This window comes from Imtechella halotolerans, assembly GCF_028743515.2.
In the GTDB taxonomy this organism is placed as follows: Bacteria; Bacteroidota; Bacteroidia; order Flavobacteriales; family Flavobacteriaceae; genus Imtechella; species Imtechella halotolerans.
Window position 1 is genome coordinate 638,556 of sequence record NZ_CP117969.2, and the last position, 24,619, is coordinate 663,174.

The following is a 24,619-nucleotide window of genomic DNA, read 5'->3' on the forward strand; positions in this document are numbered from 1 at the left end:
CAACTCAATTAATATCTTAAACGACAAAAAATGAAATTTTTTATTGACACTGCCAATCTGGATCAAATTAAAGAAGCACAAGACCTTGGTGTATTGGATGGCGTTACAACCAACCCTTCATTGATGGCTAAAGAAGGAATTACAGGTCGTAATAATATCTTGAAGCACTATGTTGATATTTGCAATATTGTAGATGGCGATGTATCTGCAGAGGTGATTGCTACTGATTATGAAGGAATGATCAGAGAAGGAGAGGAACTTGCTGAACTTCATGAGCAGATTGTGGTGAAAATCCCGATGATAAAAGATGGTGTAAAGGCAATTAAGTATTTCTCTGATAAAGGAATAAAAACCAATTGCACCTTGGTGTTCTCTGCTGGACAAGCGCTTTTAGCTGCCAAAGCAGGAGCTACCTATGTTTCTCCATTTATTGGACGTTTGGATGATATTTCTACAGATGGTCTTAACCTAATTGAGGATATTAGACAAATCTATGATAACTATGCTTTTGAAACAGAAATTCTTGCAGCTTCTGTACGTCACACTATGCACGTATTGCATTGCGCTAAAATAGGTGCTGATGTGATGACAGGACCATTGTCTTCTATTTTAGGGTTACTTAAACACCCTTTAACGGATAGTGGTTTGGCTCAATTCTTAGCAGATCACCAAAAAGGGAATTAAGAAGCAATTTGGTAGCTTATGATAAGCTACAGCTGAAATGAAATGAAATGATAGCACATTACTAAGTAAGGTGTGTAAGGTTTTATATCGAGGGTTAGACTATAAGTAAAGTCTAACCCTTTTTTTATCAATAATTATTTTAAGGCATTACTAGCCCATTTGTTTCGGAAGGTAGTTGAATTCTAATCTGAATCCATTTCATGCTACTGAAAAATCGTCATCCTCAAATGGATTGACTAGCCCTAAAGATGGGAGAAAATCTACACGATACACCTTAGAATTCAAACAACCCGGTATAGCTAGGTTTGGCCAAAGACAATACCAAACAAAATGTATTTCCTGATAATAATAGTATCATTTGATAGTATCAATACTTGGAATATTCTTGAACTTAAGATTATTCTTTTGTTTGGTACATAAAATGAAATTGAAATGTAGGCTTCTATTTTCGGGCATATTCGGCCAGTGTATTTTCCAGACTTTTGGAAAAAATACCTTCAAAGGCATTGATGATCATACCATTGTTGTCGGCAATAATAGCTTTGTTGAGGTTGTTGCTAAAGGCTAACTGACGCATCATATCTTTGGATTCAGCACATCTGTATTGTGAGCTATTTAACATCATTCTTGTATCGGCAATTGCATAAAGCCATTCATCTTGCTTTTCGTTGATATTGATACCTATAAAATGTGTATTAGGGTACATCTGTTTGAGTTGTGCAATTCTATTATGAATGTTATTCATATGATTCTTTTGGTTGATGGACCAAAAGTAGAATACATTTACAGGTGCATCTAGGACTTTAGTAAATGAAGTTGTTAGATTATTATTGTCAACAATTGCAATTTTAGGAAGTTGTTTTCCCGGTTGGAGCGCTATTACCTGGTTGAAAAGCTGTTGAATTTCTTCATGGTGTTTGTTGTTCTTAGAGTAACTGTGAAACGTCTTGAAGTATTCTTGATAATCTTTGTTAGAATTATTTTTGTCAAATACATAGGCATAGGCAGCATTTCGGAACATATTGTCTCTAAGCTGTTTTTCCTTCGCTAAACTATCAATGAGCGATAATTTGTGAAAATGATAATGTCTGGATGTTTCTTGGGTCTCATTTTGGCAACCTCCTAGACAATCGTTATAGGATAGGTTGTTTACTAACATAACGACATAGTTGTAGTATGGACGGTAGTGACTTAGCCTGGGATTGTCAAAATTGATATGGTCGCGGTAGGCGTAAAAATCATTTGGAAGTACATCGAGGGTTTCTGAACCTGTTCTACGACGGTGGGCGTAGGGATATATTTCTTGAGTGCTAAAATAATTGAAGTCAATACTTGCGTTGGCGATTTCAATAGCCTCCGGAGATAAATTACTAGAGGTGATAAGGTTTTGAAGTTCGCTGCGTTTTAATTGGTATAACGAATCCGTCTTGTATTTGAATGGTATGGGTTCCAAGGCGTAAAAACTACTTACTTGAGATTCTTCCTCTTCAAACGTAAGGAACATGTCAATAAGGAAGTTGTTGATTTCAGAACCTCGCCCCATGAATACAATGGATTCGTCGAAGTCAAGAGTGTTTAAACGTACAAAAATACTATCACCACTTTCGATAAATACATATTGATATTCCGGTAAATGACTGAAATTGTATAAGCCGCTCTTGATTTTCTTCAAAGACATTGAAAAGCGATTATGAATATCCAAACGAGCAGTATCCACAGGCTCTTCGCCTTTGAAAAGAACTACAATGCTATCTGTAGGATTAATTATCTGTCCGGCAAAAAATGTATTGGAAGGATGTTTTTCGGAAGTACATCCTAATAAAACCAAAGCCGGAAAGAAAAAAAGTAATTTTTTTATCATAATGCTTTTACCAATAGTGCATAAGGTGGGCTAATATACACTTTTTGTAAGACAAAGCTAATCAAGTATGCAAAACCTTGCTGTTAATACCTCGTTAAATATAATAAGGGAAACGTTAATGATATTTAGATGTTTTATTGGTCATTATTTGTTACTTTTGCGCCACAAAATAAATACTTAATTAGAATGTTATCAGTATCCAATCTTTCTGTACAATTTGGCAAGCGCATATTGTTTGATGAAGTGAATGTCACCTTTACCCAAGGCAACTGCTATGGGATTATAGGGGCCAACGGTGCAGGAAAGTCTACCTTTTTAAAAATTTTATCTAAAAAGATGGAGGCAACCAGTGGCCATATCTTTTTGGAGCCAGGAAAACGTATGTCTGTGCTTGAGCAGGATCACTACGCTCATGATGCGCATACTGTATTGGATACCGTAATTATGGGGAATAGTGTTCTTTCTGCGGTTAAAAAGGAAATGGATGCCTTATACGCAGACTATTCTGATGAAAATGCAGATAGAATCGGAGAGTTGCAGATGCAGTTTGATGAGATGAATGGATGGAATGCCGAAAGTGATGCAGCTGCACTATTATCAAACTTAGGGATTGCTGAAGAATACCATTACACACTTATGGGTGATTTAGATGGTAAGCTAAAGGTACGAGTACTCTTGGCTCAGGCTTTGTTCGGTAATCCGGACGTACTTATCATGGATGAGCCTACCAACGACTTGGATTTTGAAACCATTGGCTGGCTTGAAAACTTTTTAGCCAACTATGAGAATACAGTAATTGTGGTATCGCACGATCGTCACTTTCTGGACGCAGTGTGTACGCATATTTCGGATATTGACTTCGGAAAAATTAACCATTATAGTGGTAACTATACCTTTTGGTATGAAAGTAGCCAGTTAGCGGCACGTCAACGTGCACAACAAAACAAAAAGGCGGAAGAGAAAGCAAAAGAGCTTCAAGAGTTTATTCAGCGTTTTAGTGCAAACGTAGCGAAATCAAAACAAGCTACTTCTCGTAAAAAAATGTTGGAAAAGCTAAAAGTTGAGGATATTAAGCCTTCAAGCCGTCGTTATCCTGCCATAATTTTTGAACAAGAACGGGAAGCAGGTGATCAAATTCTGAATATGGATGGATTAGCTTCCTCGGTAGAAGGAGATCTGTTGTTTAAAAATGTGGATATCAATTTAGCCAAAGGCGATAAGGTTGCGGTAATTTCTAAAGATTCAAGAGCCACTTCTGCTTTTTATGAAATTCTCAGTGGTGAGCTTCAGGCCGATGCAGGTGAATTCCAATGGGGAGTAACTACCATACAATCCTATCTTCCGGTAGATAATAGCAAGTATTTTGATAATGATTTAACCTTGGTTGACTGGTTAAGACAGTATGCCAAGACTGATGAAGAGCGCGAGGAAGTACACATCCGAGGGTTTTTAGGGAAAATGCTTTTTAGCGGGGAAGAAGCCTTAAAGAAAAGTAGAGTACTATCAGGAGGAGAAAAAGTACGTTGTATGCTAAGTAGAATGATGTTACTTCGCGCTAATGTATTAATGCTTGATGAGCCTACCAATCACTTAGACTTGGAGAGTATTACGGCCTTCAATAATTCCCTTAAAAATTTCAAAGGAACAGTACTTTTCACCACTCATGACCACGAATTTGCACAAACAGTAGCTAATCGTATTATAGAGTTAACACCAGGTGGGGTAATTGATCGTTACCTTTCATTTGATGACTATATGGATGATAAATCCATACAGGAACTTCGAAAAAAAATGTATCAAAAATAATATAGGAAAGCCTTCAAATATCACCATGTTTTGAAGGCTTTTTTGGTATATTAGGGCAGTAAACCAATGGCCTTGAAAGATCTTAGTTTTTTATTTCTCGTTTTTGCGCTAATAGCAGAAGTAATAGGAACCGTGGGAGGTTTCGGTTCTTCTGTTTTTTTTGTGCCCATAGCCAATATGTATTTTGATTTTCAAACGGTACTGGGTCTAACGGCTCTTTTCCACTTGTCGAGTAATCTGAGTAAGATTGCATTGTTCAGAAAAGGCCTTGACAAGAAACTATTACTGTATATAGGAGGGCCTTCGGTGGTGTTTGTAATTGTCGGAGGAATAGCAAGTGCTTATATCGATGCAGCGTATTTAGAGATAGGTTTAGGGATATTTCTTATAGGTCTTAGTGTATTGTTTTTAATCAATTCACATTTAAAAGTAAAGGCCAATAAAAGAGAGGCCGTAACCGGAGGGGCATTGTCTGGATTCGTGGCCGGAATGTTGGGAACCGGAGGTGCCATTCGAGGACTAACCATGGCGGCGTTTAATCTGGAAAAAAATGCATTTATCGCCACTTCCGCTTTTATCGATTTCTTTGTGGATCTGAGTAGATCTGTGGTATATGTAATCAATGGCTATGTGACCTCAGAGGTTCTTATCTATATTCCTTTTTTATTGGTTATTGGAATAGTGGGAACCTATATAGGGAGATACATTCTAAGTCATATCTCCCAAGATAGTTTTAAGAAGATATCGCTTATTCTTATCCTAATCATCGGTGTAACCACCTTGCTGAATGTGGTTTTGGGCAATATATTAGGGCTGGAATAATTTGATGTTAAATAGTGCTCCGCTGACTAAGTTTTCCTGTGGTCTGGAAAAGAGTTGCCAATAAAATGACCAATGCGCAACCTATAAAGTTAAGCCATAAATACCCTAGTTTTTCATCTCCACTATCATAAATGTGGATGGTGAAATAGTATAATAAAATAACAATAAGTTGTGTAATTACTGCTGCCCAGAATACCGCATTGCCTTTAATAAATTTAATAAAGAAGGCAATCAAGAAAATTCCTAGTACATTTCCATAGAAAATAGATCCGATTATATTTACCAGCTGAATAAGGTTTTCTACCAGTGTACCAAAGTTGGCAAATAAAATGGCGATAATTCCCCATAGGAATGTAAACCATTTGGAAGCCTTCACATAGTGTTCGTCGGTACGGGCCTCTTTATGTCTTCTTTTATATAAGTCCATCGTACTAATGGTACCCAGAGCATTTAACTCAGAGGCAGTAGAAGACATGGCCGCAGAAAGGATGACAGCCAGCAAAAGACCAATAAGACCTTTAGGTAGATGGTTTAGAATAAAGTGGATAAATACATAATCCTTGTCATTGGTCTCACTTTTGGTATTAGCCTGCTTTATAATTTCCTTGGCCTTATTTCGATAGGCGTTCTCCTGCTGGTTAATGGCCATTATACGATCTTTGGCTTGCATAGTGGCATTGTATTCTTTGATTTCCAAAGCGGCAGCAAAACGGTGTTGAGCCCTTTTCTTTTCTGTTTCCAGCGTCGCAAATTGAGACTCAAGTTCATGATAGGCATCTGCATGCACTGAATTATGAACCGCTTGGGTAGCGGCAGGGTTAAAGTTTAAGGGAGAACGATTGAATTGATAAAATACAAATACCATCACTCCCACAAGTAGAATAAAGAATTGCATAGGGACCTTTAATAGGCCATTAAAAATGAGTCCTAATTGGCTTTCCCGAATAGATTTTCCGGACAAATAGCGCTGAACTTGACTTTGGTCCGTCCCAAAATAAGCCATGGCTAAAAAGAAACCACCTGTAATACCACTCCAAAAGGTATAACGGCTATGGGTGTCTACGGAAAAGTCAAGTATGTTCAACTTTTCATTAGCCCCAGCAATTTTAAGGGCTTTGCTAAAAGTGATATCTGATGGAAGGTAACTCATTATTAGATAAAAGGCTACAAACATTCCAGTCATGATGACAAACATCTGTTGTTTTTGAGTAACATTTACCGCCTTGGTTCCACCAGATACCGTGTAAATGATCACTAAAACACCGATAATCAGGTTCAGGGTTTTTAAATCCCATCCAAGCACGGCGGATAGGATAATGGAAGGGGCAAAAATGGTTATACCGGCTGCAAGTCCGCGTTGAATAAGGAATAGGATGGCAGCCAATGAACGAGTTTTTAAATCAAACCGGTTCTCTAAAAACTCGTAGGCAGTATAGACTTTAAGATTGTGATAGATGGGAATAAATACCATACAAATAACTATCATGGCCAGTGGAAGTCCGAAGTAAAACTGTACAAACCCCATCCCGTCATGAAAAGCCTGTCCAGGTGTTGATAAGAAGGTAATGGCACTGGCCTGGGTTGCCATTACGGAAAGACCTACCGTCCACCAACGTGCTTCATTGTTCCCAAGGATATAATCCTTTACGTTTTTGCTTCCACGTGTTTTCCATACGCCATAAATTACGATAAAGCATAGGGTACAGATGAGTATAATCCAATCAATTGTAGCCATTAGCGATTACCAGTCATTAATAGATAAAAAATAAAAATGTAAACAGCGTTGGCAAGTAACACCAAAGTGTATGATTTTTTCCATTGAAATCTTGAAAGCATGTCTATCCTTTTATTTTTGGTTTCTGAAGGGAATCTTTCCCGATAGAAATCATGTTGGTAATGAGTTTAAATGCCCCTGGAACTCCCTCTGGAAGTTCACGAAAGAAACTTAATCCTGTATAAATATAGTAACCTTTTCCGTAAGGAGCTACTAAAAGGCTACCTTCTTTGGGCGATTCGCCTTTGTCATTCATAGATAGAATAGGCACAAAGGCAGGATCCCAGTCATTAGGAAAATAAAGTCCTCGTTCTTGAACCCATCCATCAAAATCACCTGGGACAATTTTATTTGGGCCTGTTATAATAGGGTGGTTTGGAGCTATAATACGTACTGGAGCATCCTCTTCAGTAACTCTATCTCGTGATATTTTTAGAGGGTAGGGAGCTAACCCGTTAAATTGACTTAAAGCCCGGTCAGTGGTGTTGTATTGAACAATTAGATTACCTCCGTTTTTCACATAATCAAGTAAAATAGGCTGCTTATAGGTGAGTGGATCAATTACATTATAGGCACGGATTCCCACCACGATAGCATCAAATTGTTGCAGATAATTTTCTGTGATATTTTCAGGAGTTATTAGCGCTACCCTATAGCCAATTTGTTCCAGGCTTTTAGGAACTTCATCTCCAGCCCCCATCAGATAACCAATATGGTTTCCTGCTTTTTGTAGGTTTAGGCGTACAATTTTGGAGGAGGCCTCTTTTAGGATTGATTGTTTGGGAATATGAGGATAATCAATAGTTATTAATTCCTGATTGTAGGTGTTTTTTGGTGTGGTGACAAAGGCCTTTAGCAGCGCATCACTCTCAAAGGCAGGAGGAGTAACTGTAAATGTGAGAATCTGCTCGTCATTTTTTAAAGCAATATCAAATGGAAGCTCTGCGGGGGTGATTTGCCAACCCTTAGGTGCTTCAAGCCGTACCATTCCCTTTACTCCCGTTTCTCCTGCTTTTACATGCACAGGGAGTAATTTAGAATTCGCATCAGGAAAAACGGTTACTTTATGGGCAATGCTTACGGTCACTGGAGGAAGTATTTCAAAAGGTTGGTACACTTCTCCTTTCTCAGGATTGTTGTATTTATATACAATTTCTCGTTGTATTTCAAAGGGCACACCATCAACCTTTAATTGATAGCTTAAATAGGGGCGGTGAGTATCCGGATTCCCTCTGAGAAGTTGATCCTTTACCGTGTACATACCTAGATTGCCTTGCTCAGCTAGCCAATAGGGAGATGTATAAGGAGCATTTTTTGCAATAGGAATCGTTGTGGTTGTATTGAAAGGTTTGTTGAATACTAATGGACTTCCTTCAATGGTCATGGATTCAAACTTTATGTGCTCAAGTACCACGGATTGACTACTTCTATTAATGGCTTCTATCTTCAGTGAAACGTTGTTTCCGGGAGCAACTGTTTGTTCAAGGGCTACTGCCTCAATAAATAAACCTGTGGTTGCTATTATAAGCTCCTGAAGTTCCTGCAATTTATATTCCTTCCACGGGTTTTCAGGAACCTTTGTAAGAAGTTCATAGGCTTTTAAAAGTTCCCCTACGTGGGTGTCGGGTTGTCTGAAATTGAAATTTTCAGCGACCTTAGTTAGGATCTCGCCGATTGCCTTTCCTCCAGGCATACGTTCCCAACTGGTGGTTATACCATCGAAAAGATCATTCTTGTTGGTGGGAAAGTCACCTTTTAAAAATTCTAGGTATTCATTTTCATTACCACGGTTTCCAATCACACCAAAGCCTTGTGAACTGTGTTGACTTCTGCTTAGTGCGGCTATTTCCCCATTGCTTTTTCCTTTAAGTGGATAGAAGGTACCCGTATTGAGTTGTAGTAAATTGGTTTTATCCGCCTTTTGAAAGTTTTCTTCACTTCCATAGAACCACCATGAAGTATTAAAAAATAAACGTTTGGGTTGCCATGGCTGTACATATTTTAACTGCTCAGGATAGGCCGTTGGGTCTGCTGCCAGATCAAAAGCTTCGACACTAAGGATGGCAGAAGATGTATGATGTCCGTGAGTGGTTCCAGGGCTTCTATGGTCAAAACGATTAATGATTACATCAGGTCTTAGTTTTCGTATGGTCCAAACCACATCTGCCATCACTTCCTCTTTATTCCAAAGAGAGAGGGTTTCATCAGGATGTTTGGAGTACCCAAAATCATTGGCGCGAGTAAAACGTTGTTGGCCACCGTCTGTACTTCTGGCAGCTATTAATTCCTGTGTTCGTATCACCCCAAGTAGTTCTCGAAGTTCAGTGCCAATAAGGTTTTGTCCACCATCACCTCTGGTTATGGAAAGGTAGGCAGTACGAGCATGAACATCATTGGATAAATACGAAATAAGCTTCGTGTTCTCATCATCCGGGTGTGCAGCTATGTATAGTGCTGTACCAAAAAAGTTTAGTTTTTGAAGAGATTCATACAATTGGGCAGCATCGGGCTTTTTCGGTGGTTGCCCATAAATAATGGATAAATTCCCTAAAATTAGAAATGCCCAAAGGAGTTTCTTATACATAGTAGTGGTTTTGGTGGTATCCAAATATATCAAAAAATGTACCTCAATTTGAATTTTAAAATTTCTTTAACGAAGCACAAAGGGGATGTTGCCAATGAAAAATTCACGACAACTCCTTTTGTTAATGACTTTTTTCGTCATCTTCATTTCGTTTCGAAATTAGTGATACACCCTTTTGAAGGAGTAGGTTGTTAGGGTAGGTAATCAGCTCTCCATCATCCGTTCGTAGGTGAATATGAAATGCTTTGATGTCTTCAATAAGGGCCTCAGTAGGAAAATCTTTGTCTTGTATACGGATACGATCTCCTATTTTAAAAGGGAATGAAAAAAACAATACCACTCCTGCCGTAATATTACTGAGGATAGACCACTGGGCAAATAAGGCAACACCAATAATGGCAAAGGCGGAAGAAAGGAATAATCCTAATTCTTTAAAATCTGCTCCCCATGTAAAGCTTATGGCAATAGTCCCCAACATAATAAGTGTACCGTTTATGTACTTAATGATGAGTTTAGTACGCATTTTGTCGATATCACTTAACTGAGCAACGCGTTTAATAATTTTATGAAGAATAACTTTAAGAAATAACAAAATAGCTATGATAGCTAAGGTTTGGTATATATCTACCATGGAATTTTTAAAAAAGTCTTGCACAGGAATCGGTTTAAAAGGCTAAGATACGGACTTATTCTATCATACTCAATAGGGTGCTATAGAGCAGATGGGTGGGAAGACCCATCACATTAAAATAAGACCCTTCTATAGAAGTTACCCCTATATATCCAATCCATTCTTGGATACCATAAGCCCCTGCCTTGTCGAAAGGTTTGTAGGTGGTAACGTAATAATTAATTTCTTCCAAGGTCAATTCTTTGAAGTGCACTTTCGTAACCGCATTGACAGTCTTTTCAAGTTTTTTGGAGGTAAAGCATATGGAAGTGATTACCTCGTGAGTTTTTCCGGATAAGGATTCCAGCATAGCGACCGCCTCCTGGTGTGTTCGGGGTTTACCTAAGGCTTGTCCATTATGCCATACGATGGTATCAGAAGTAATAAGAATCTCATTATCTGCCAATTCTTCCTTGAAAGGAAGTGCCTTGAGTTGTGCCAAATAATCCGAAATATCACTATGATGAAGTCTGTCCGAATAGATTTCATCTACCTCTTTGATACGGATCTCAAAATCAAGTCCGAAATCTTTAAAAAACTGCTGTCGTCTAGGGGAGTTGGAAGCTAGAATGATTCGATAACCTGATAGTTTTTCTTGTAACATAGTGGTGTTAAGGATTGATAATTGTGAAATACATTAGTACTAGGATGCCTGCTGCTGCAACCAGTATACCTTTTAAAAAGGTACTTATAAATGGTATGTTTTTTTTATGTTTCACAGAGAAACAGCGAGTACTAATATACAATAAAGGTCCGATAATCCCCAATAGTACATACAAGACTACTGGGAGTTGAGTGTATAAATAACGATACATTATGCCAAAGGAAAGTAAGGCAGTACCAACGCATAATACTCCGCAAAGCACTCCTGTTCTACGGATTCCTATAAGAATGGGAATACTGCGTACCCCAAAGGAGTAGTCTCCATCCATATCATACGCATCTTTTATGATTTCTCTGATAAAGGATACGATAAAAGCAACTACACCAAGGCCCAAACTCCATTGGAAAATCCAAGAAACCACAAATCCTTTAAAGGCAGGTAACATAGGAATAATAGCAAAAATAGGGATGGTAAGTACATTTAAAAAAACCAGCAGTGCGACGATTAAATTCCCTATCAACAGCTTTTTATAAAAAGAGGTGGCATAGAGATATAATAGGGCAGAACATAAGATAAACCAGGTGGCATAGGATGGTTTTCCTAGCTGGTAACTAACCCAAAAACCAATACCGACACCTACCATATTAAGTGCTATATAAAGGTTGAAAGCTGATTTCTCTTGTACATGAGTGTTGATCACTACTCGGTTTGGGTAGTTAACTCGATCAATGTCGACACTTTCAATGGCGTGTAATACATACCCGGCAGCGGCAATGCATACACTGGCAACCACTAGCAAAGACCACTGAAATACATCTAAAGGAGTGGAGGGAACTAATGGCTTAATTAGTAAAAAATACATACTTGCCTGTACAAATACCAGTAGCAATAGGTTGGGTATCCGAAGCAGTCTGAGTACGGACATATTAGTCATATTTGGCTTCTGTGTCTGCTGCCCATTTACCTTGTACTTTCAGTACTTGTTCTATAATATCGCGAACACAACCCTGACCCCCTCGTTTATGTGAGACATAAAGAGAAGCATTTTTTACCTCTTGGACTGCATCTTGGGGACAGGATGCTACCGCAACCATTTCCATTGCAGGAAGGTCAGGAATATCATCCCCCATATATAATACATGTTGCGGAGCAATTCCATAAACATCTAGATACCGATCAAGTTCCTCCGCCTTATGATGCGAGCCCATATAGATGTCAGTAATTCCTAGTGCACGTAGTCTAGATCGAACTCCTTCGTTACTTCCTCCAGAAATGATGCACACGTTGTATCCTTTGTCTACGGCTGTTTTAAGAGCATATCCATCTTTAGTATTCATAGTGCGTAACAATTGTCCATCTGTGGTAATGATGACAGATCCGTCGGTAAGAACGCCATCTACATCAAATACAAAAGTGGTAATTTGATGAAGGTATTCTTTATAGCTTTTGGTGTCCATATGTAGTAAGAATTGATTCAGTGAAAGCACTATACAGTGATTGATACTGAGTGTTTGTTAAATGAGTAAGTTGTTTATCTATGGTATTTTTGTCATTTCTTCTAGCCGGTCCTGTTTGTGCATCAAATGGAGTCATCTCTGTAATTTTCTGAGCGGTTTCTTTTATTAAAGGCTTTAAAACATCAAAGGAAACCTGATGAGTCTCACATAGCTCTTGTCCAATAAAGTATAGGTGATTTACAAAGTTATTTACAAATACTGCAGAAAGATGCAAGGCGGCTCTTTGTGTACTGTTGACATGATAGCGTAAGGGAGTGATTTTAGCTCCTAATTCCTTTAATAGTTGCAAATCTTCAGGATTCTCAGCTTCCAGACATAAGGGAATCTGATCAAATGGAATCCTGCGATTCATCGAGAAGCTTTGTAATGCATAGAATACCCCTTTACGATTTTGATCTCCTAAGGAATCCATGGGAACACTGCCAGAGGTATGTACTACCAGTTGGTCTTTAAAAGGGAGTTCTAAAGAGACTTGCCTTATAGCGTCATCAGCTACTGCAATGATAAAAATATCGGCAGCATCCAAATCCTTTAGTGAATGAACTAAAGGTGTAGATAACTGATGGAATCCATCGGCAAACTCACTTCTGTTGTAAAGCTGTTGCAGTTTTACTCCTGAGGCATTATTCAGTGCAGTAGCCAAATGAAAAGCTACATTGCCACCTCCTATAATACTAACGGTAATCATGCTGCTAAAATACGGATTTTGGAATGATAGCTCAGTTTTTTGTTAGAATGATTAGCCTTGTGGCCTATAGGATTGATTTTTAATTAAAAGGGAAAGCAATAATCCCGTTCCTACTATACATGCCCCACTGATAAACGTGAGATAGGCTGCCTTTTCAGGGAAGGTATCTTTGAACAGGGCCACCATCTGAGGGCCTATAATTCCTGCTACCGACCAAGCCGTTAGGATGGCCCCATAAAGCATTGCGTAATTTTCAGAACCAAACAAATCATGGATAAAAGCGGGGATGGTGCCAAAACCACCTCCGTAACAAAGCAAAATATAACAAAGTAATACCGCAAATAGCCATGGGTTATTCGTATAGGCTAGTAGTATAAAGCAAACTATTTGTGTGCCTAACATCCAGCGAAAGGTTTGGACCCTTCCTATTTTATCGGACATACTTCCCCAGAAAAATCGTCCAATGCCATTGAATATCGAAGTCACTGCAATCAGGGTAGCCCCATAGGAAGCTAGTTTAGCGATGGTGGCTGGTTGTGTAATGTCAAGGGTAAAGGAGGTCGCCCATAGATCCTGAAATAAGGGAGATTGAAATCCTATAATGGCAATACCTGCCGTAATATTACAAAAGAAAATGATCCAGATAAGGAAAAACTTCCTTGAAAAAAGTGTACCTAATGACGAAGACTGCTTTGTATTAGGAGGCTCCTTATCCTTGGTCACTGAAGGAGGATTGGTAATCAAAAATCCTACGGGAATAGTGATGCATAAAAAGAGAATTCCTAGCCATCGAAACACCTTTACTAATATGGCTTGTTGTGCTACCAAATCAAGTGAAGGGGAATATTCAAAATAGTGTAACAGCATGGGGGCAAATAATTTGGACATGGCCAGAGCACCTAAACCAAATCCCATGACTACCAGTCCGGTAGCAAATCCTTTTTTCTCTGGGAACCATTTGGCTACGGTGGCAACAGGAGTGACATAGCCAGCTCCAAGTCCACAACCACCAATAAGTCCATAGGTTAAAAATAGTAAGATGGCACTTTGAGCCTGTAAAGCCATGGATGCTGTAATGTATCCTAACCCAAAAAGTAGTCCACCGACAATGGCTAGTTTCTGTGGTCCTATCTTTGGAAGAAGTTGACCACTGATGGCTGCGGATATTCCAAGAAAACAAATAGCTAAACTAAAAGCCCATGCAGTCATACTTTGGGACCACCCAAAAGCGGTTGCTAGTGGGAGTTGAAAAAATGACCAAGCATACGCGGTACCCAAGCATAATTGAAGAAAGGTACCTGCAATGGTTACTATCCACCGTTGAGAGCGGAAAGAGCGTGTGTTCATGATTGGAAGTGGGTCTACAGCCTCGTAATTAAGGTACACTTACCGGGCTGTATCGTTGGCAGTAAGCATACTTTGTATCTGTTAAAAATACACAAATTGACTGAGAAATGGGTTATGATTTGAATCATAAAATTTCTAAGAATCAGTCCCCATCTTTGTATTACCACAAATGAAAGCACAGTATCATGGTTTTGAATAAGTTATATCTTCGTTTTAAGGAGCATTATATGCTTTATATGCCCATGAGCATCATTTTTCAGAGCTGCTTAGGTGCCTTTGCGGCAAGCTATATACTGTTTTCTATGGATTCAATTTGGGGTATCCTTGCCTTGACCCTTAGTGTAAGTCTTTGTATGATCTATAATGCAGCAATTCTGGCACAACTCAGTGTACGATGGGTCTTTAAATTATTGGTAGCCTCCGTGGTGCTTAATGCACTGCTATTGTTATTATATTGGTAATAGGGCAGGATACTAAACCAGTAATTTTTATTTTTACCACATGGAAAAGAGAGAGTTGACTACCCGCGATGATGTTCGTCAATTGGTGCATAGCTTTTATGCTGCCGTTCGACAAGATGCCTTATTGGGGCCTATTTTTAATGGAATGATTCATAATTGGGAGGCTCATTTGGAGCATTTGACTGATTTCTGGTGCGCCCAGCTCTTTATCGATCGATCCTACAATGGCAACCCTATTGAAGTTCATAGAAAGGTAGATGCTTTTGCCAATCACGCGCTTAGTGAACATCATTTTGGAGCTTGGTTAAATTTATGGATAGACACCCTAGATGCTTCTTTTCAGGGTGATAATGTGTTTATTCTAAAGAATAGAGCACGTAAGATGGCGAGTTTCATCCATATTGACGTATTTACACATAGGTCGTCCACGTAAACAAATAATTAACATAATATTGTAGGGTTTTACTCTTGTAAATAGGGAAGTAAATAAGAAAAACAACCTATTTTTGTACTCGTTTGTATTAAAACAATCTTAAAGGACATACGCTCATGATAAACTCGCTTACTAAAGCCCTTTTTTCTACCCGACTTATGGCTGTTTTATTTGTTGTTTTTGCCACGGCCATGGCATTGGGAACTTTTGTTGAAAGTTGGTACAGTATTCAAACTGCACGTATTTGGATTTATAACGCATGGTGGTTTGAAGGAATTATGTTGTTTTTCGTAATTAATTTTATGGGAAATATCAAACGTTACCAATTGTGGAAACGAGAAAAATGGGCCGTTTTACTGTTACACCTTTCCTGGATTCTTATTATTGCTGGAGCCTTTGTTACCCGATATATCAGTTATGAAGGAGTAATGCCTATTAGAGAAGGGCAGGAAGCTAATTTTTTCCTTTCTGAAAAAACATATGTAACTGCTTTTGTAGATGGAGAATTTGAAGGGGAACCTTTAAGAAAATCATTGCAAGATGTAGTGCTTTTTTCGAAGGAAGCTAACAATAAATTGGATTGGAATGAAGATTTTAAAGGAAAACCTTTCCGAATCCAATATGCTGGGTTTATTGAAGGAGCCGAGGAAACCTTGGTTGAGGATACCACAGGGGCTACCTATTTAAAAGTGGTAGAATCCAGTGGAGGAGAACGCCATGATCACTTTATTAAAGAAGGTGAAGTGACCAGCATCCATAACGTATTATTTGCGCTAAATCATCCTACACAAGGGGCGATTAATATTAGTACCAAGGATAGCGCGTATACTATTGAAACTCCTTTTGAAGGTACTTTCCTTAGAATGGCAGATCAGTTACAAGGAGAGGTATTTAAAGATACTGTTCAAGTCCTGCAATTACGTTCTTTATATAGTGTGGCAGGGATGCAGTTTGTGTTTCCTGATCCAGTAATTAAAGGAAGCTATGGGATTAAAGAAATGAAGGCTGAAGATAAGTTCAAAGGAAATCCGAATGCTATATTTCTGGATATTACTGTGGCTGACCAGACCCAACGTGTTGGACTTCTTGGAGGACAATATATAATTAATGATCCAAAGAAGGTCAATGTTGGCGGATTTGATTTCCATCTTAGTTATGGTTCTATACGTCATGAACTTCCATTTACTATTCAGTTAAATGACTTTGTAGCGGAACGTTATCCCGGTACAGAAAAAAGTTATTCATCCTATATGAGTAAGGTCACTGTTAAGGACGAACAGTCTTTTGACTATGATATTTATATGAACCATATTTTAGACCACAGAGGATATCGATTTTTTCAAGCTTCCTTTGATCCAGATGAAAAAGGAACAGTACTTTCTGTAAACCACGATTATTGGGGAACTTGGATTACCTATATCGGGTACTTCCTGTTGTACACTGGTCTTATGGGTATCATGTTCTATGGTAAAACCCGTTTCCGTAGTCTTGGTGAGAAATTAAATGAAATAAAAGCGAAAAAAGCGACCTTAACCACTCTTTTGGTGTTGGGATTACTTTTACCTAGTATGGCCCAGGAGCATGCTGATACCACTCATGGTCTTATGCCTACTAAACAACAAATTGATTCTGTGTTAAAAGCTACAAAGGTAGACAAAGCCCATGCAGAAAAATTTGGAGCGCTTGTAATTCAGGATGATGGTGGGCGTATGAAGCCTATAAATACATTTGCCTCTGAATTACTTCGAAAAATGAGCAAAAGTGATGTCTTTATGGGGATGGATGCCAATCAGGCGTTGCTTTCCATGATGCTTAATCCTGCAGCCTGGTATCACGCGGAGTTCATGTACCTTAAAAAAGACAACGATAGTCTGCACAATTTATTGGGAATTGAAAAAGGTGCCAAATATGTAAAGGCGATTGATTTCTTTACCCCTACAGGGGATTATAAGCTGGCGCCTTATTTGCAAGATGCCTATGCAACCAACACACCTAATCAATTTCAAAAGGACTTCAAAACTTCTGACCAGCGATTGGGACTCTTAAATCGTGCCTTGCAAGGAGAGATATTTAAAATCTTCCCTATACCTGATCACGATAATAATAAATGGATATCTACGATGGATTATCGCGCTGATAATACCCTTATTCGCGATACCTTGTATGCTAATTTTGTGAATAATTCGATTCCATTCTACATCATGACCTTGCGTAATGCACTTAAAACAGGGGATTATAGTGAGTCTGATAAAATATTGGAAGCCTTTAACAAAAATCAGCATAACTACGGAACAGCCGTAATGCCTAGTGATTCTAAGATTAAGGCTGAAATCCTTTATAACAAATACGATATTTTCAAAAATCTTTTTAGCTGGTATATGTACGTAGGCACCTTGTTGTTTGTGGTTCTACTGATACAAATATTTAAAGACAGTAAAGGGATTCGGTTAACTGCAAAAATCCTTGGGTATGCCATTTTTGCCTTGTTTGCCCTACATACAGCGGGTCTTATTGCACGTTGGTATGTATCGGGTCACGCACCTTGGAGTGATGCCTATGAGAGTATGATTTATGTAGCATGGGCCACTATGGGAATGGGGGTGTTGTTTGCGAAAAAATCTCCTTTGACACTGGCCTCTACTGCCTTTGTAACCTCTATGGTACTAATGATTGCTCATTGGAGCTGGATGGATCCGGCCATAGCCAATTTGCAACCTGTACTCGATAGTTACTGGTTAATGATTCACGTTGCCGTTATTGTTGGTAGTTATGGACCGTTTACCTTAGGTTTAATTATTGGAGCCGTCGTATTACTACTTATGTTGTTTACAACCAATGAAAACAAACCTAAAATGACTCTCGCCATTAAAGAGCTTACCATCGTAAATGAGCTTGCGTTAACAGTTGGACTTGTGATGCTTACCATTGGGAACTTTTTAGGAGGTCAATGGGCTAATGAGAGCTGGGGTCGTTACTGGGGTTGGGATCCTAAAGAAACCTGGGCCTTGGTAAGTATAATGGTGTATGCTTTTGTGGTACACATGCGTATAGTTCCTGGTCTTAGAGGTACCTGGGCCTTTAACTTTGCTAGTGTGGTTGCCTTTGCAAGTATTATGATGACCTACTTTGGAGTGAATTTCTATTTGTCTGGGTTACATAGTTATGCCAGCGGAGAAAAAATTATCACACCTAGCTTTGTATATTATTCTGTAGTGATCGTGGCGATTCTAGGTGCCTTATCCTATTGGAGATATAAGGTGCATTATAAGAAGAAATAAATAGTCAGTAGTTATAACCTCATACTTTTTTGTAATTTTATACAAGAAAGCTCGTAAAAAGTAGTTTTTCTAGAAAAGCTACTTTTTATGATTTATAACCTAATGAAAAAGAAAAAATTTCACACAATGAAAAGAGTACTCACCCTTATCTGTGTGCTTTGTTTAGCAAGCACTCAGGCACAAAAAACAACTACAATGAATACCTCTGTACACCAATTTACTGTGGAAGACATCTATGGTGAACCATTTGCCTTGGCAGATTTAAAAGGAAAAAAAGTGATGATTGTTAATACAGCCTCTGAGTGTGGGCTTACTCCACAATACAAGCAATTACAAGAGCTATATGATACCTATGGAGGTCAAAATTTTGTCATCATTGGTTTTCCAGCAAATAACTTTGCGGGGCAGGAGCCTGGATCAAATGAATCCATAGCTAGTTTTTGTGAGGCTAATTATGGGGTTACCTTTCCCATGATGAGTAAAATTTCTGTTAAAGGGGACGATTGTCATCCTCTATATACGTGGCTTACAAGTAAGGCCTTAAATGGAGTGGAGGATTCCGAAGTACAATGGAACTTTCAAAAGTACTTGATTGATGAACAAGGTCATTTGGCAAAAGTAATAGCACCACGTACCTTACCAACTGATGCGGAAATTGTAAACTGGATCACCTCAAATTAGGCAAATAACCAACCAAGAATTGTGAAAAAAGAACCGTATAAACTCAACACCATTTGTACTCATACAGGTGAATTAGAGGATACCCAGTTTAAGGGAGCTGTTTCTCCCTTATATATGAGTACGTCCTATGCCTATGAAGGGGTAGAGGTAAAACGTTATCCCAGGTATTTTAATACTCCCAATCAGGTGGCATTGGCTAAAAAGATGGCCGCTTTAGAACATGCAGAAGCTGCATTGATTTTCGGTAGTGGAATGGCCGCTGTAAGTACCGCACTTTTAGCCTTTTTGCGTTCAGGAGATCACGTAGTTTTACAGAAAACCCTTTATGGGGGTACCTATAATTTTGTGGTGGAGGAATTTCCTAAATATGGGATTAGCTTTACCATGACTGAAGGGCTTTCCATAGCTGATTTTCAGGCAGCCATACAGCCAAATACCAAAGTCATTTATATAGAAACTCCTTCCAATCCTTTATTGACCATTACGGATATAAAGGCAGTGGCTGAACTTGCAAAAAAACATAATTTGGTGTCAATGATAGACAACACCTTTGCAAGTCCGGTGAATCAAAACCCTATCGATTTTGGAATTGATGTAGTCATACATAGTGCTACTAAATATTTAGGAGGGCATAGTGATATTTTGGCAGGAGCTGTTTGCGCCTCGTCCGGGCATATTGATCGTATTTTTCAGCTTGCTAAAAACCTCGGTGGTAGTTTAAGTGATTATACCGTATGGTTACTAGAGCGCAGTATAAAAACCCTTGGAATAAGAGTAAAGGCCCAGAATCGTAATGCGAGACGTTTGGCTAAATTTTTAAATAAGCATTCGGATATAGCCAAGGTGTATTATCCAGGTTTAAAATCACATCCTGGCCATGAATTGGCTCGAAAGCAAATGCGGGGTTATGGAGGAATGCTGTCTTTTGAGTTGAATGAAGATATTGATATAGCAGTATTTTTGGAATCTCTTGAACTTATAAAGCCTTCGATGAGTTTGGCCGGTGTTGAGAGTACCATACTGTCTCCAACCAAAACTTCGCATTCACTTCTTAGTGCCCAGGAAAGAGCTGTTCAGGGAATTGCAGACGGACTACTACGATTTTCGGTAGGAATAGAGGACAAGAAAGACCTTATAGATGATATTGAGCAAGCCATTGAAAAGGCTAAAAAGAAATAATACAGCATAAGTAGTAATTAAGGCATCTTGCCTTCATTAAAGATAGATATATGAAACTGGATATACTAGCCATAGGGGCACATCCTGACGATGTTGAATTGGGATGCGGAGCTACCTTGGCAAAGGAAATTTCAAAAGGTAAGAAAGTAGGGATTATTGATCTTACAAGAGGAGAGTTAGGTACACGGGGTTCCGCTGAAATAAGAGATAGGGAAGCTACAAAAGCTGCCGAAATCTTAGGGGTTATGGTACGTGAAAATCTGGAGTTTGCTGATGGTTTCTTTGTAAATGATAAAGCACATCAACTGGAAATTATAAAAATGATACGCAAGTATAAGCCGGAAATTGTGTTTTGTAATGCTATTGATGACAGACATATCGACCATGCCAAGGGAAGTAAACTAGTAAGTGACGCTTGTTTTTTGAGTGGTTTATCCAAGATTGATACGCAGTTTCCAGGTGAAGAAACCTGGCAAGAAGCCTGGCGTCCCAAACATGTATTTCATTATATTCAATGGAAGCATATTGAGCCTGATTTTGTGGTGGATGTAAGCGGATTTATGGATACTAAATTGAAAGCAGTGTTGGCTTACGAATCCCAATTTTATGATGCTCAAAGTACCGAACCTGAAACACCTATTTCAAGCACTAATTTTTTGGAGAGTGTAAGCTATAGAGCACGTGATTTGGGACGTATTATAGGAACTCAGCATGCAGAAGGTTTTACAAGTGAGCGCTATGTGGCTGTGGATCAGATAACCGATTTGATCTAAAAAAAATTTTTAAAAAACGTTTGGATAGAATTAAATAATTGCATTACATTTGCACCTGCTTAGATGAAGGCAATTGCCCAGTATCAAAGTAACAAACGGTGGTTTTAGCTCAGTTGGTTAGAGCGTCGGATTGTGGTTCCGAAGGTCGCCGGTTCGAGCCCGGTATTCCACCCGTTAGAAAGCCTTTCCTTGGAGAGGCTTTTTTTATTGTGTTCCCTGTATGTTAACTGAGTCAAGGGATCAAGGGGATCAAGACTAAATGTTGTGTTTACGCAAATAATTTGGTCAATCTATATAGGAAGAATTCTATGTTTCTAACCCCTCTGAATTGACTTCTAAAAGCTTTTATTTTAGCATAGAATGATTCAGCGGAAGCGTTTGTGCTTCTGTTTATAAAATAATTCAGGATGGATCTGTAATTAACTGTTATGGTGTTTGCAATGGTATTGAATGCTCTAAAACCCACCTCAATACCGCGCATAAAAAAAGAGCATTTTTTAGAAAATGCCCATTATTTATCTTTCCAATCGCTCAACATCAATAATCACTTCCACCTACAACACTTTGCCTCGTTAAATAAGTCGTTCATATCTTGTTTCTAAAATACCTTTGTAAGCAGTTTTCATATCATCCGATAAAAAGGAATTATCAATCCATGTAATAGCTTTAGATTTATTTTTGAGCATACGCTTAAATACACCTTGTATTTGTCTATCAGTTAATCCAAGTCCTTGGCCTAAATGCTCAAAATGAGTTTTTCTAAGTTTTCGCTTTTTCCCTTCGATGGTGAGTGCCAATTCTTCAATATCTTCAGGAAGGACAATAGACACATTTAACAAATCATATGCAGGAGCTAATATCCAACCTGAAGGGCTTTCTATCATGGAAAAGTTTTTCAAATGCATATCATTATTTCCCGTGAGAAAACTAAAGATAGCCAATTCAAAATAGAAGATTTTATCCAACAAAGTATTATTAGAATAACTGTCCAAGGCTTTACCAACTTTTTCCATGGAGCTTTTATATTTATCATAAGCTTCCGTTATTTGAAACATATCCAACATATGGATTTTCTTTCCTTTTTCAGTCCTATCGATACGTTTGGTAACATAAGACAATTCACCCGAAGACAATTTTATCAAACTTGAAGGCACAACCCGTATGCCAAAAGCTTCCGCAATCCGCATAGTCAAATGTTCGTTCTCTGGCATTTCCGGAAATTGATGGGATGGTGGTTTAAATATATACTGGTCACCAAGTGCTCCAACAACGGTTAACAGTGTATCGGCTTGTTCTTTCGTTTTTTTTACCAAGGACATGGATAATTTAGGTTGCACACCTGGTATAGCAACACTGCGCTCAACAACACTTTTTGCCAATTCCGCCATTTGGTCTATAGTATAGGGAATTATTGGAGGTGTTGTGATACCAAAGAATTCCATAGAACACTTTTTATGAAAATCAGTGTCATTTTCAAGAGGCTCATAACAATATAAACATTTTCGCTTCATCTATTAAAATTTCGTTAGCCACATGGTCAATATTTAATTATTTAGAAAGGTATAACCAACTCATAACTCAATGCTCATTATAGGCTTTCGTGGTCATCAGTTTTAGGTACAACGCTTACGGCCCCAATACAATTCTGGCAACAGGCCAATAATAATCCCATGCGGTCATTTCGGTTTATTTTCCAGTTTTTAGATGCAATATCCAGTAACCAACCTTCAGGAATTAAGCCTTCAAAAAAGGGAAATAATTTATTGTCAGTATAAGCTTCTTTCCTAACAGGCATGGTAAACGTTATAAATTCAGAAGGATGGGCTTCTACATAAGTTGCCTCATACTGAAAAACATAATCACCTTCGTTAGTTTCGGTAATAGTTCCTGCCAAATAATCTTTATAATATACGTTACCTTGTCTCATTGTTCAATGCTTTACTATTAACAGGGGCTAACTCATGCCCAAACATAGCAAGAACAAGATTAACCTTTTCCATATTAAGCTTGGTCTTGCCTTGTTCTATTTTTCGTACCACAGTTAAAGCAACACCGGCTCTGTCGGCAAACTCTTCTTGTGTGAGCCCAACTTCTTTTCTTCGTTCTTTAACAAATTCTGCTAATGATTTCATCTTATATTTAGATTATGATTATATGCTTTTACATATAATTTTAAGCAAATATACACAATTATATGCTTTTACATATAATTTAAATTTAAAAGACACATTTATATGCTTTTGCATATAAATTTAGGGATAGGTTTTAAAATGAAGTGAAGAGATTAAGTATAAGAGAGCCCAGAAAGATACTGGGCTTATATTTACTTTTTTTTACTTTTTATGCATTTGTTTGAATTCATTTTAAAGGATCAAGACTAAAGAATCACAACCAAAAGTTGGGTCTAAATGATAAATACCGGGTCAGGAATATATAAAGCGTGATCATGAGTCTTTTAAGGCTTTGGTAATTTCTTGTAATGCGATTTTAGCTTCTTTCATAAAGGGTAATAAGGGCCATATATGTGGCATTCTTTTTCCTTCAATGCTTTTGACATCTACTTTGGCTTTTAATAGTTTTGAGAGTGCTATTTTTTGATCTGGATACATAATATCATGTTGAGCCATAAAAATTAGAGTAGAGGGGAATTGGTCAAAGCTCCCATAGATAGGTGAAATAATGGGGGCTTTTAAGTCCATAGATCCAGCGCACATTTTTTTGGCACTTACCACCCCTTGTATGGATAACATAGGATCTATTTCTTCTAAGGATTGAATGGCTGGATTAGACATACTTGCATCCATTACAGGAGAAATCAAGAGTATTTTTTTTGGTAGTTCTTTTTTAAGAGCTATTAATCGTTGAATAAGGGCTGTTGCAAGTGTTCCTCCTACAGAATCACCTATAATGTAAATCTTGGATGCGCTGTATTTCTCTAAAGCCAAACTGTATAGGGCATCTATGTTTTTAGAAATCTGTAAAATATCGTATTCAGGAGCCTTAGGGTAGCGGCATAGCCACACAGTATGACTGGTTTGTTTAACAATCGTTTTTATGGCGTCCCAATGATGCTTGGCAGGCCCTGAAACGAAGGCACCACCGTGAATAAATAGGACTAATGAGTCAGCTTCCTTTTTAGTGCCAACCTCAATGATGGTGGATGAAAGGACTTGATATTTGTTTAGTGTATGCCTTTTGAAAAAGGAATTATTCGGCAAAAAGACATCTTCCTTTCGTAATTTTTTATAATCAATGGGATCGTTACCAAAGGATCGTTTGATGCCTTTTAGCTTAATAACAGCTATGGTTAAGTAGTAGGATAGACTATTTGTCATTCGTATTTTTTTAAAAATTAGTAGTCTTTGTACGATATTCTGGAGAAGTCAAGAATAACTACTAATTACGCTATAATTCCAGAATTCTTTTAATTCATGCTGTACATCTACGCACCATTAGC

The 24,619-nt window shown here is 38.2% G+C and carries 23 protein-coding genes and 1 tRNA gene; 10 read left to right on the forward strand and 14 right to left on the reverse strand.

Annotated features, from left to right (window positions below; all coding sequences use genetic code 11):
• Positions 1 to 30: 30 nt before the first annotated feature.
• Positions 31 to 684 (forward strand): fructose-6-phosphate aldolase, encoded by a 654-nt coding sequence (fsa, locus tag PT603_RS02820; RefSeq protein WP_008238782.1) that lies wholly within the window; start codon positions 31 to 33, stop codon positions 682 to 684.
• A gap of 442 nt (positions 685 to 1,126) precedes the next feature.
• Here fsa and PT603_RS02825 read toward each other — a convergent pair whose 3' ends face one another.
• Positions 1,127 to 2,545: a hypothetical protein gene (locus PT603_RS02825; RefSeq protein WP_008238785.1), complete on the reverse strand. Its 1,419-nt coding sequence runs from the start codon at positions 2,543 to 2,545 to the stop codon at positions 1,127 to 1,129.
• A 186-nt stretch (positions 2,546 to 2,731) separates the two neighbouring features.
• Between PT603_RS02825 and PT603_RS02830 the strand changes: the two genes are divergently transcribed.
• Entirely contained in the window at positions 2,732 to 4,351 is a 1,620-nt protein-coding gene (locus PT603_RS02830) for an ABC-F family ATP-binding cassette domain-containing protein (RefSeq protein WP_008238786.1), read from the forward strand.
• Between the two features lie 66 nt (positions 4,352 to 4,417).
• Entirely contained in the window at positions 4,418 to 5,173 is a 756-nt protein-coding gene (locus PT603_RS02835; protein WP_008238788.1) for a sulfite exporter TauE/SafE family protein, read from the forward strand.
• A gap of 7 nt (positions 5,174 to 5,180) precedes the next feature.
• On the opposite strand, the gene PT603_RS02840 is transcribed toward PT603_RS02835, so the two are convergent.
• The 8 genes from PT603_RS02840 to PT603_RS02875 form a co-directional block, all read right to left on the reverse strand.
• Positions 5,181 to 6,908, reverse strand: coding sequence for a sodium:solute symporter family transporter (locus PT603_RS02840; protein ID WP_008238791.1), 1,728 nt, complete (start codon positions 6,906 to 6,908; stop codon positions 5,181 to 5,183).
• Between the two features lie 103 nt (positions 6,909 to 7,011).
• Positions 7,012 to 9,531, reverse strand: a complete 2,520-nt coding sequence (locus tag PT603_RS02845; protein WP_008238794.1) for a PIG-L family deacetylase — start codon at positions 9,529 to 9,531, stop codon at positions 7,012 to 7,014.
• Positions 9,532 to 9,652: 121 nt separating this feature from the next.
• Positions 9,653 to 10,186 (reverse strand): mechanosensitive ion channel family protein, encoded by a 534-nt coding sequence (locus tag PT603_RS02850; protein WP_309258602.1) that lies wholly within the window; start codon positions 10,184 to 10,186, stop codon positions 9,653 to 9,655.
• Positions 10,187 to 10,217: 31 nt separating this feature from the next.
• Positions 10,218 to 10,805 (reverse strand): Maf-like protein, encoded by a 588-nt coding sequence (locus tag PT603_RS02855; protein ID WP_008238799.1) that lies wholly within the window; start codon positions 10,803 to 10,805, stop codon positions 10,218 to 10,220.
• A 7-nt stretch (positions 10,806 to 10,812) separates the two neighbouring features.
• Positions 10,813 to 11,730: a geranylgeranylglycerol-phosphate geranylgeranyltransferase gene (locus tag PT603_RS02860; protein WP_162097719.1), complete on the reverse strand. Its 918-nt coding sequence runs from the start codon at positions 11,728 to 11,730 to the stop codon at positions 10,813 to 10,815.
• 1 nt (position 11,731) lies between these two features.
• The gene (locus PT603_RS02865) at positions 11,732 to 12,262 is read right to left on the reverse strand and encodes a KdsC family phosphatase (protein WP_008238803.1); all 531 of its coding nucleotides are present in this window, start codon (positions 12,260 to 12,262) and stop codon (positions 11,732 to 11,734) included.
• Positions 12,243 to 13,010, reverse strand: a complete 768-nt coding sequence (locus tag PT603_RS02870; protein WP_008238804.1) for a Rossmann-like and DUF2520 domain-containing protein — start codon at positions 13,008 to 13,010, stop codon at positions 12,243 to 12,245. Before PT603_RS02870 ends, PT603_RS02865 begins: the two co-directional genes overlap by 20 nt.
• Before the next feature lie 51 nt (positions 13,011 to 13,061).
• The gene (locus tag PT603_RS02875) at positions 13,062 to 14,357 is read right to left on the reverse strand and encodes an L-lactate MFS transporter (RefSeq protein ID WP_008238806.1); all 1,296 of its coding nucleotides are present in this window, start codon (positions 14,355 to 14,357) and stop codon (positions 13,062 to 13,064) included.
• Between the two features lie 185 nt (positions 14,358 to 14,542).
• Here PT603_RS02875 and PT603_RS02880 point away from each other — a divergent pair, with 185 nt between their 5' ends.
• The 7 genes from PT603_RS02880 (at position 14,543) to PT603_RS02910 (ending at position 21,335) form a co-directional block, all read left to right on the forward strand.
• Complete coding sequence (locus tag PT603_RS02880; protein WP_008238808.1) at positions 14,543 to 14,818, forward strand: hypothetical protein; 276 nt, start codon at positions 14,543 to 14,545, stop codon at positions 14,816 to 14,818.
• Positions 14,819 to 14,858: 40 nt separating this feature from the next.
• A complete protein-coding gene (locus tag PT603_RS02885) occupies positions 14,859 to 15,251 on the forward strand; it encodes a group III truncated hemoglobin (protein ID WP_008238814.1) in 393 nt (130 codons plus the stop codon).
• Between the two features lie 116 nt (positions 15,252 to 15,367).
• Positions 15,368 to 18,529 (forward strand): cytochrome c biogenesis protein, encoded by a 3,162-nt coding sequence (locus tag PT603_RS02890; protein ID WP_008238816.1) that lies wholly within the window; start codon positions 15,368 to 15,370, stop codon positions 18,527 to 18,529.
• A 126-nt stretch (positions 18,530 to 18,655) separates the two neighbouring features.
• Entirely contained in the window at positions 18,656 to 19,210 is a 555-nt protein-coding gene (locus PT603_RS02895; protein WP_040488664.1) for a glutathione peroxidase, read from the forward strand.
• 21 nt (positions 19,211 to 19,231) lie between these two features.
• The gene (locus PT603_RS02900) at positions 19,232 to 20,389 is read left to right on the forward strand and encodes a trans-sulfuration enzyme family protein (RefSeq protein WP_008238820.1); all 1,158 of its coding nucleotides are present in this window, start codon (positions 19,232 to 19,234) and stop codon (positions 20,387 to 20,389) included.
• Between the two features lie 50 nt (positions 20,390 to 20,439).
• Complete coding sequence (gene bshB1 / locus PT603_RS02905) at positions 20,440 to 21,162, forward strand: bacillithiol biosynthesis deacetylase BshB1 (RefSeq protein WP_008238821.1); 723 nt, start codon at positions 20,440 to 20,442, stop codon at positions 21,160 to 21,162.
• Positions 21,163 to 21,259: 97 nt separating this feature from the next.
• Positions 21,260 to 21,335, forward strand: a tRNA-His gene (locus PT603_RS02910).
• A gap of 95 nt (positions 21,336 to 21,430) precedes the next feature.
• Here PT603_RS02910 and PT603_RS02915 read toward each other — a convergent pair.
• The 5 genes from PT603_RS02915 to PT603_RS02935 form a co-directional block, all read right to left on the reverse strand.
• Entirely contained in the window at positions 21,431 to 21,643 is a 213-nt protein-coding gene (locus PT603_RS02915; protein ID WP_274239087.1) for a transposase, read from the reverse strand.
• Between the two features lie 91 nt (positions 21,644 to 21,734).
• Positions 21,735 to 22,604, reverse strand: coding sequence for a HipA domain-containing protein (locus PT603_RS02920; RefSeq protein ID WP_238531016.1), 870 nt, complete (start codon positions 22,602 to 22,604; stop codon positions 21,735 to 21,737).
• A gap of 146 nt (positions 22,605 to 22,750) precedes the next feature.
• Positions 22,751 to 23,089 (reverse strand): HipA N-terminal domain-containing protein, encoded by a 339-nt coding sequence (locus PT603_RS02925; RefSeq protein ID WP_008238833.1) that lies wholly within the window; start codon positions 23,087 to 23,089, stop codon positions 22,751 to 22,753.
• Positions 23,076 to 23,294 carry a type II toxin-antitoxin system Y4mF family antitoxin gene (locus PT603_RS02930; protein WP_008238836.1) on the reverse strand — a complete coding sequence of 73 codons (219 nt, stop codon included), beginning with the start codon at positions 23,292 to 23,294 and terminating at the stop codon, positions 23,076 to 23,078. Before PT603_RS02930 ends, PT603_RS02925 begins: the two co-directional genes overlap by 14 nt.
• Before the next feature lie 312 nt (positions 23,295 to 23,606).
• Positions 23,607 to 24,533, reverse strand: coding sequence for an alpha/beta hydrolase fold domain-containing protein (locus PT603_RS02935; protein ID WP_262489168.1), 927 nt, complete (start codon positions 24,531 to 24,533; stop codon positions 23,607 to 23,609).
• Between the last annotated feature and the right edge of the window lie 86 nt (positions 24,534 to 24,619).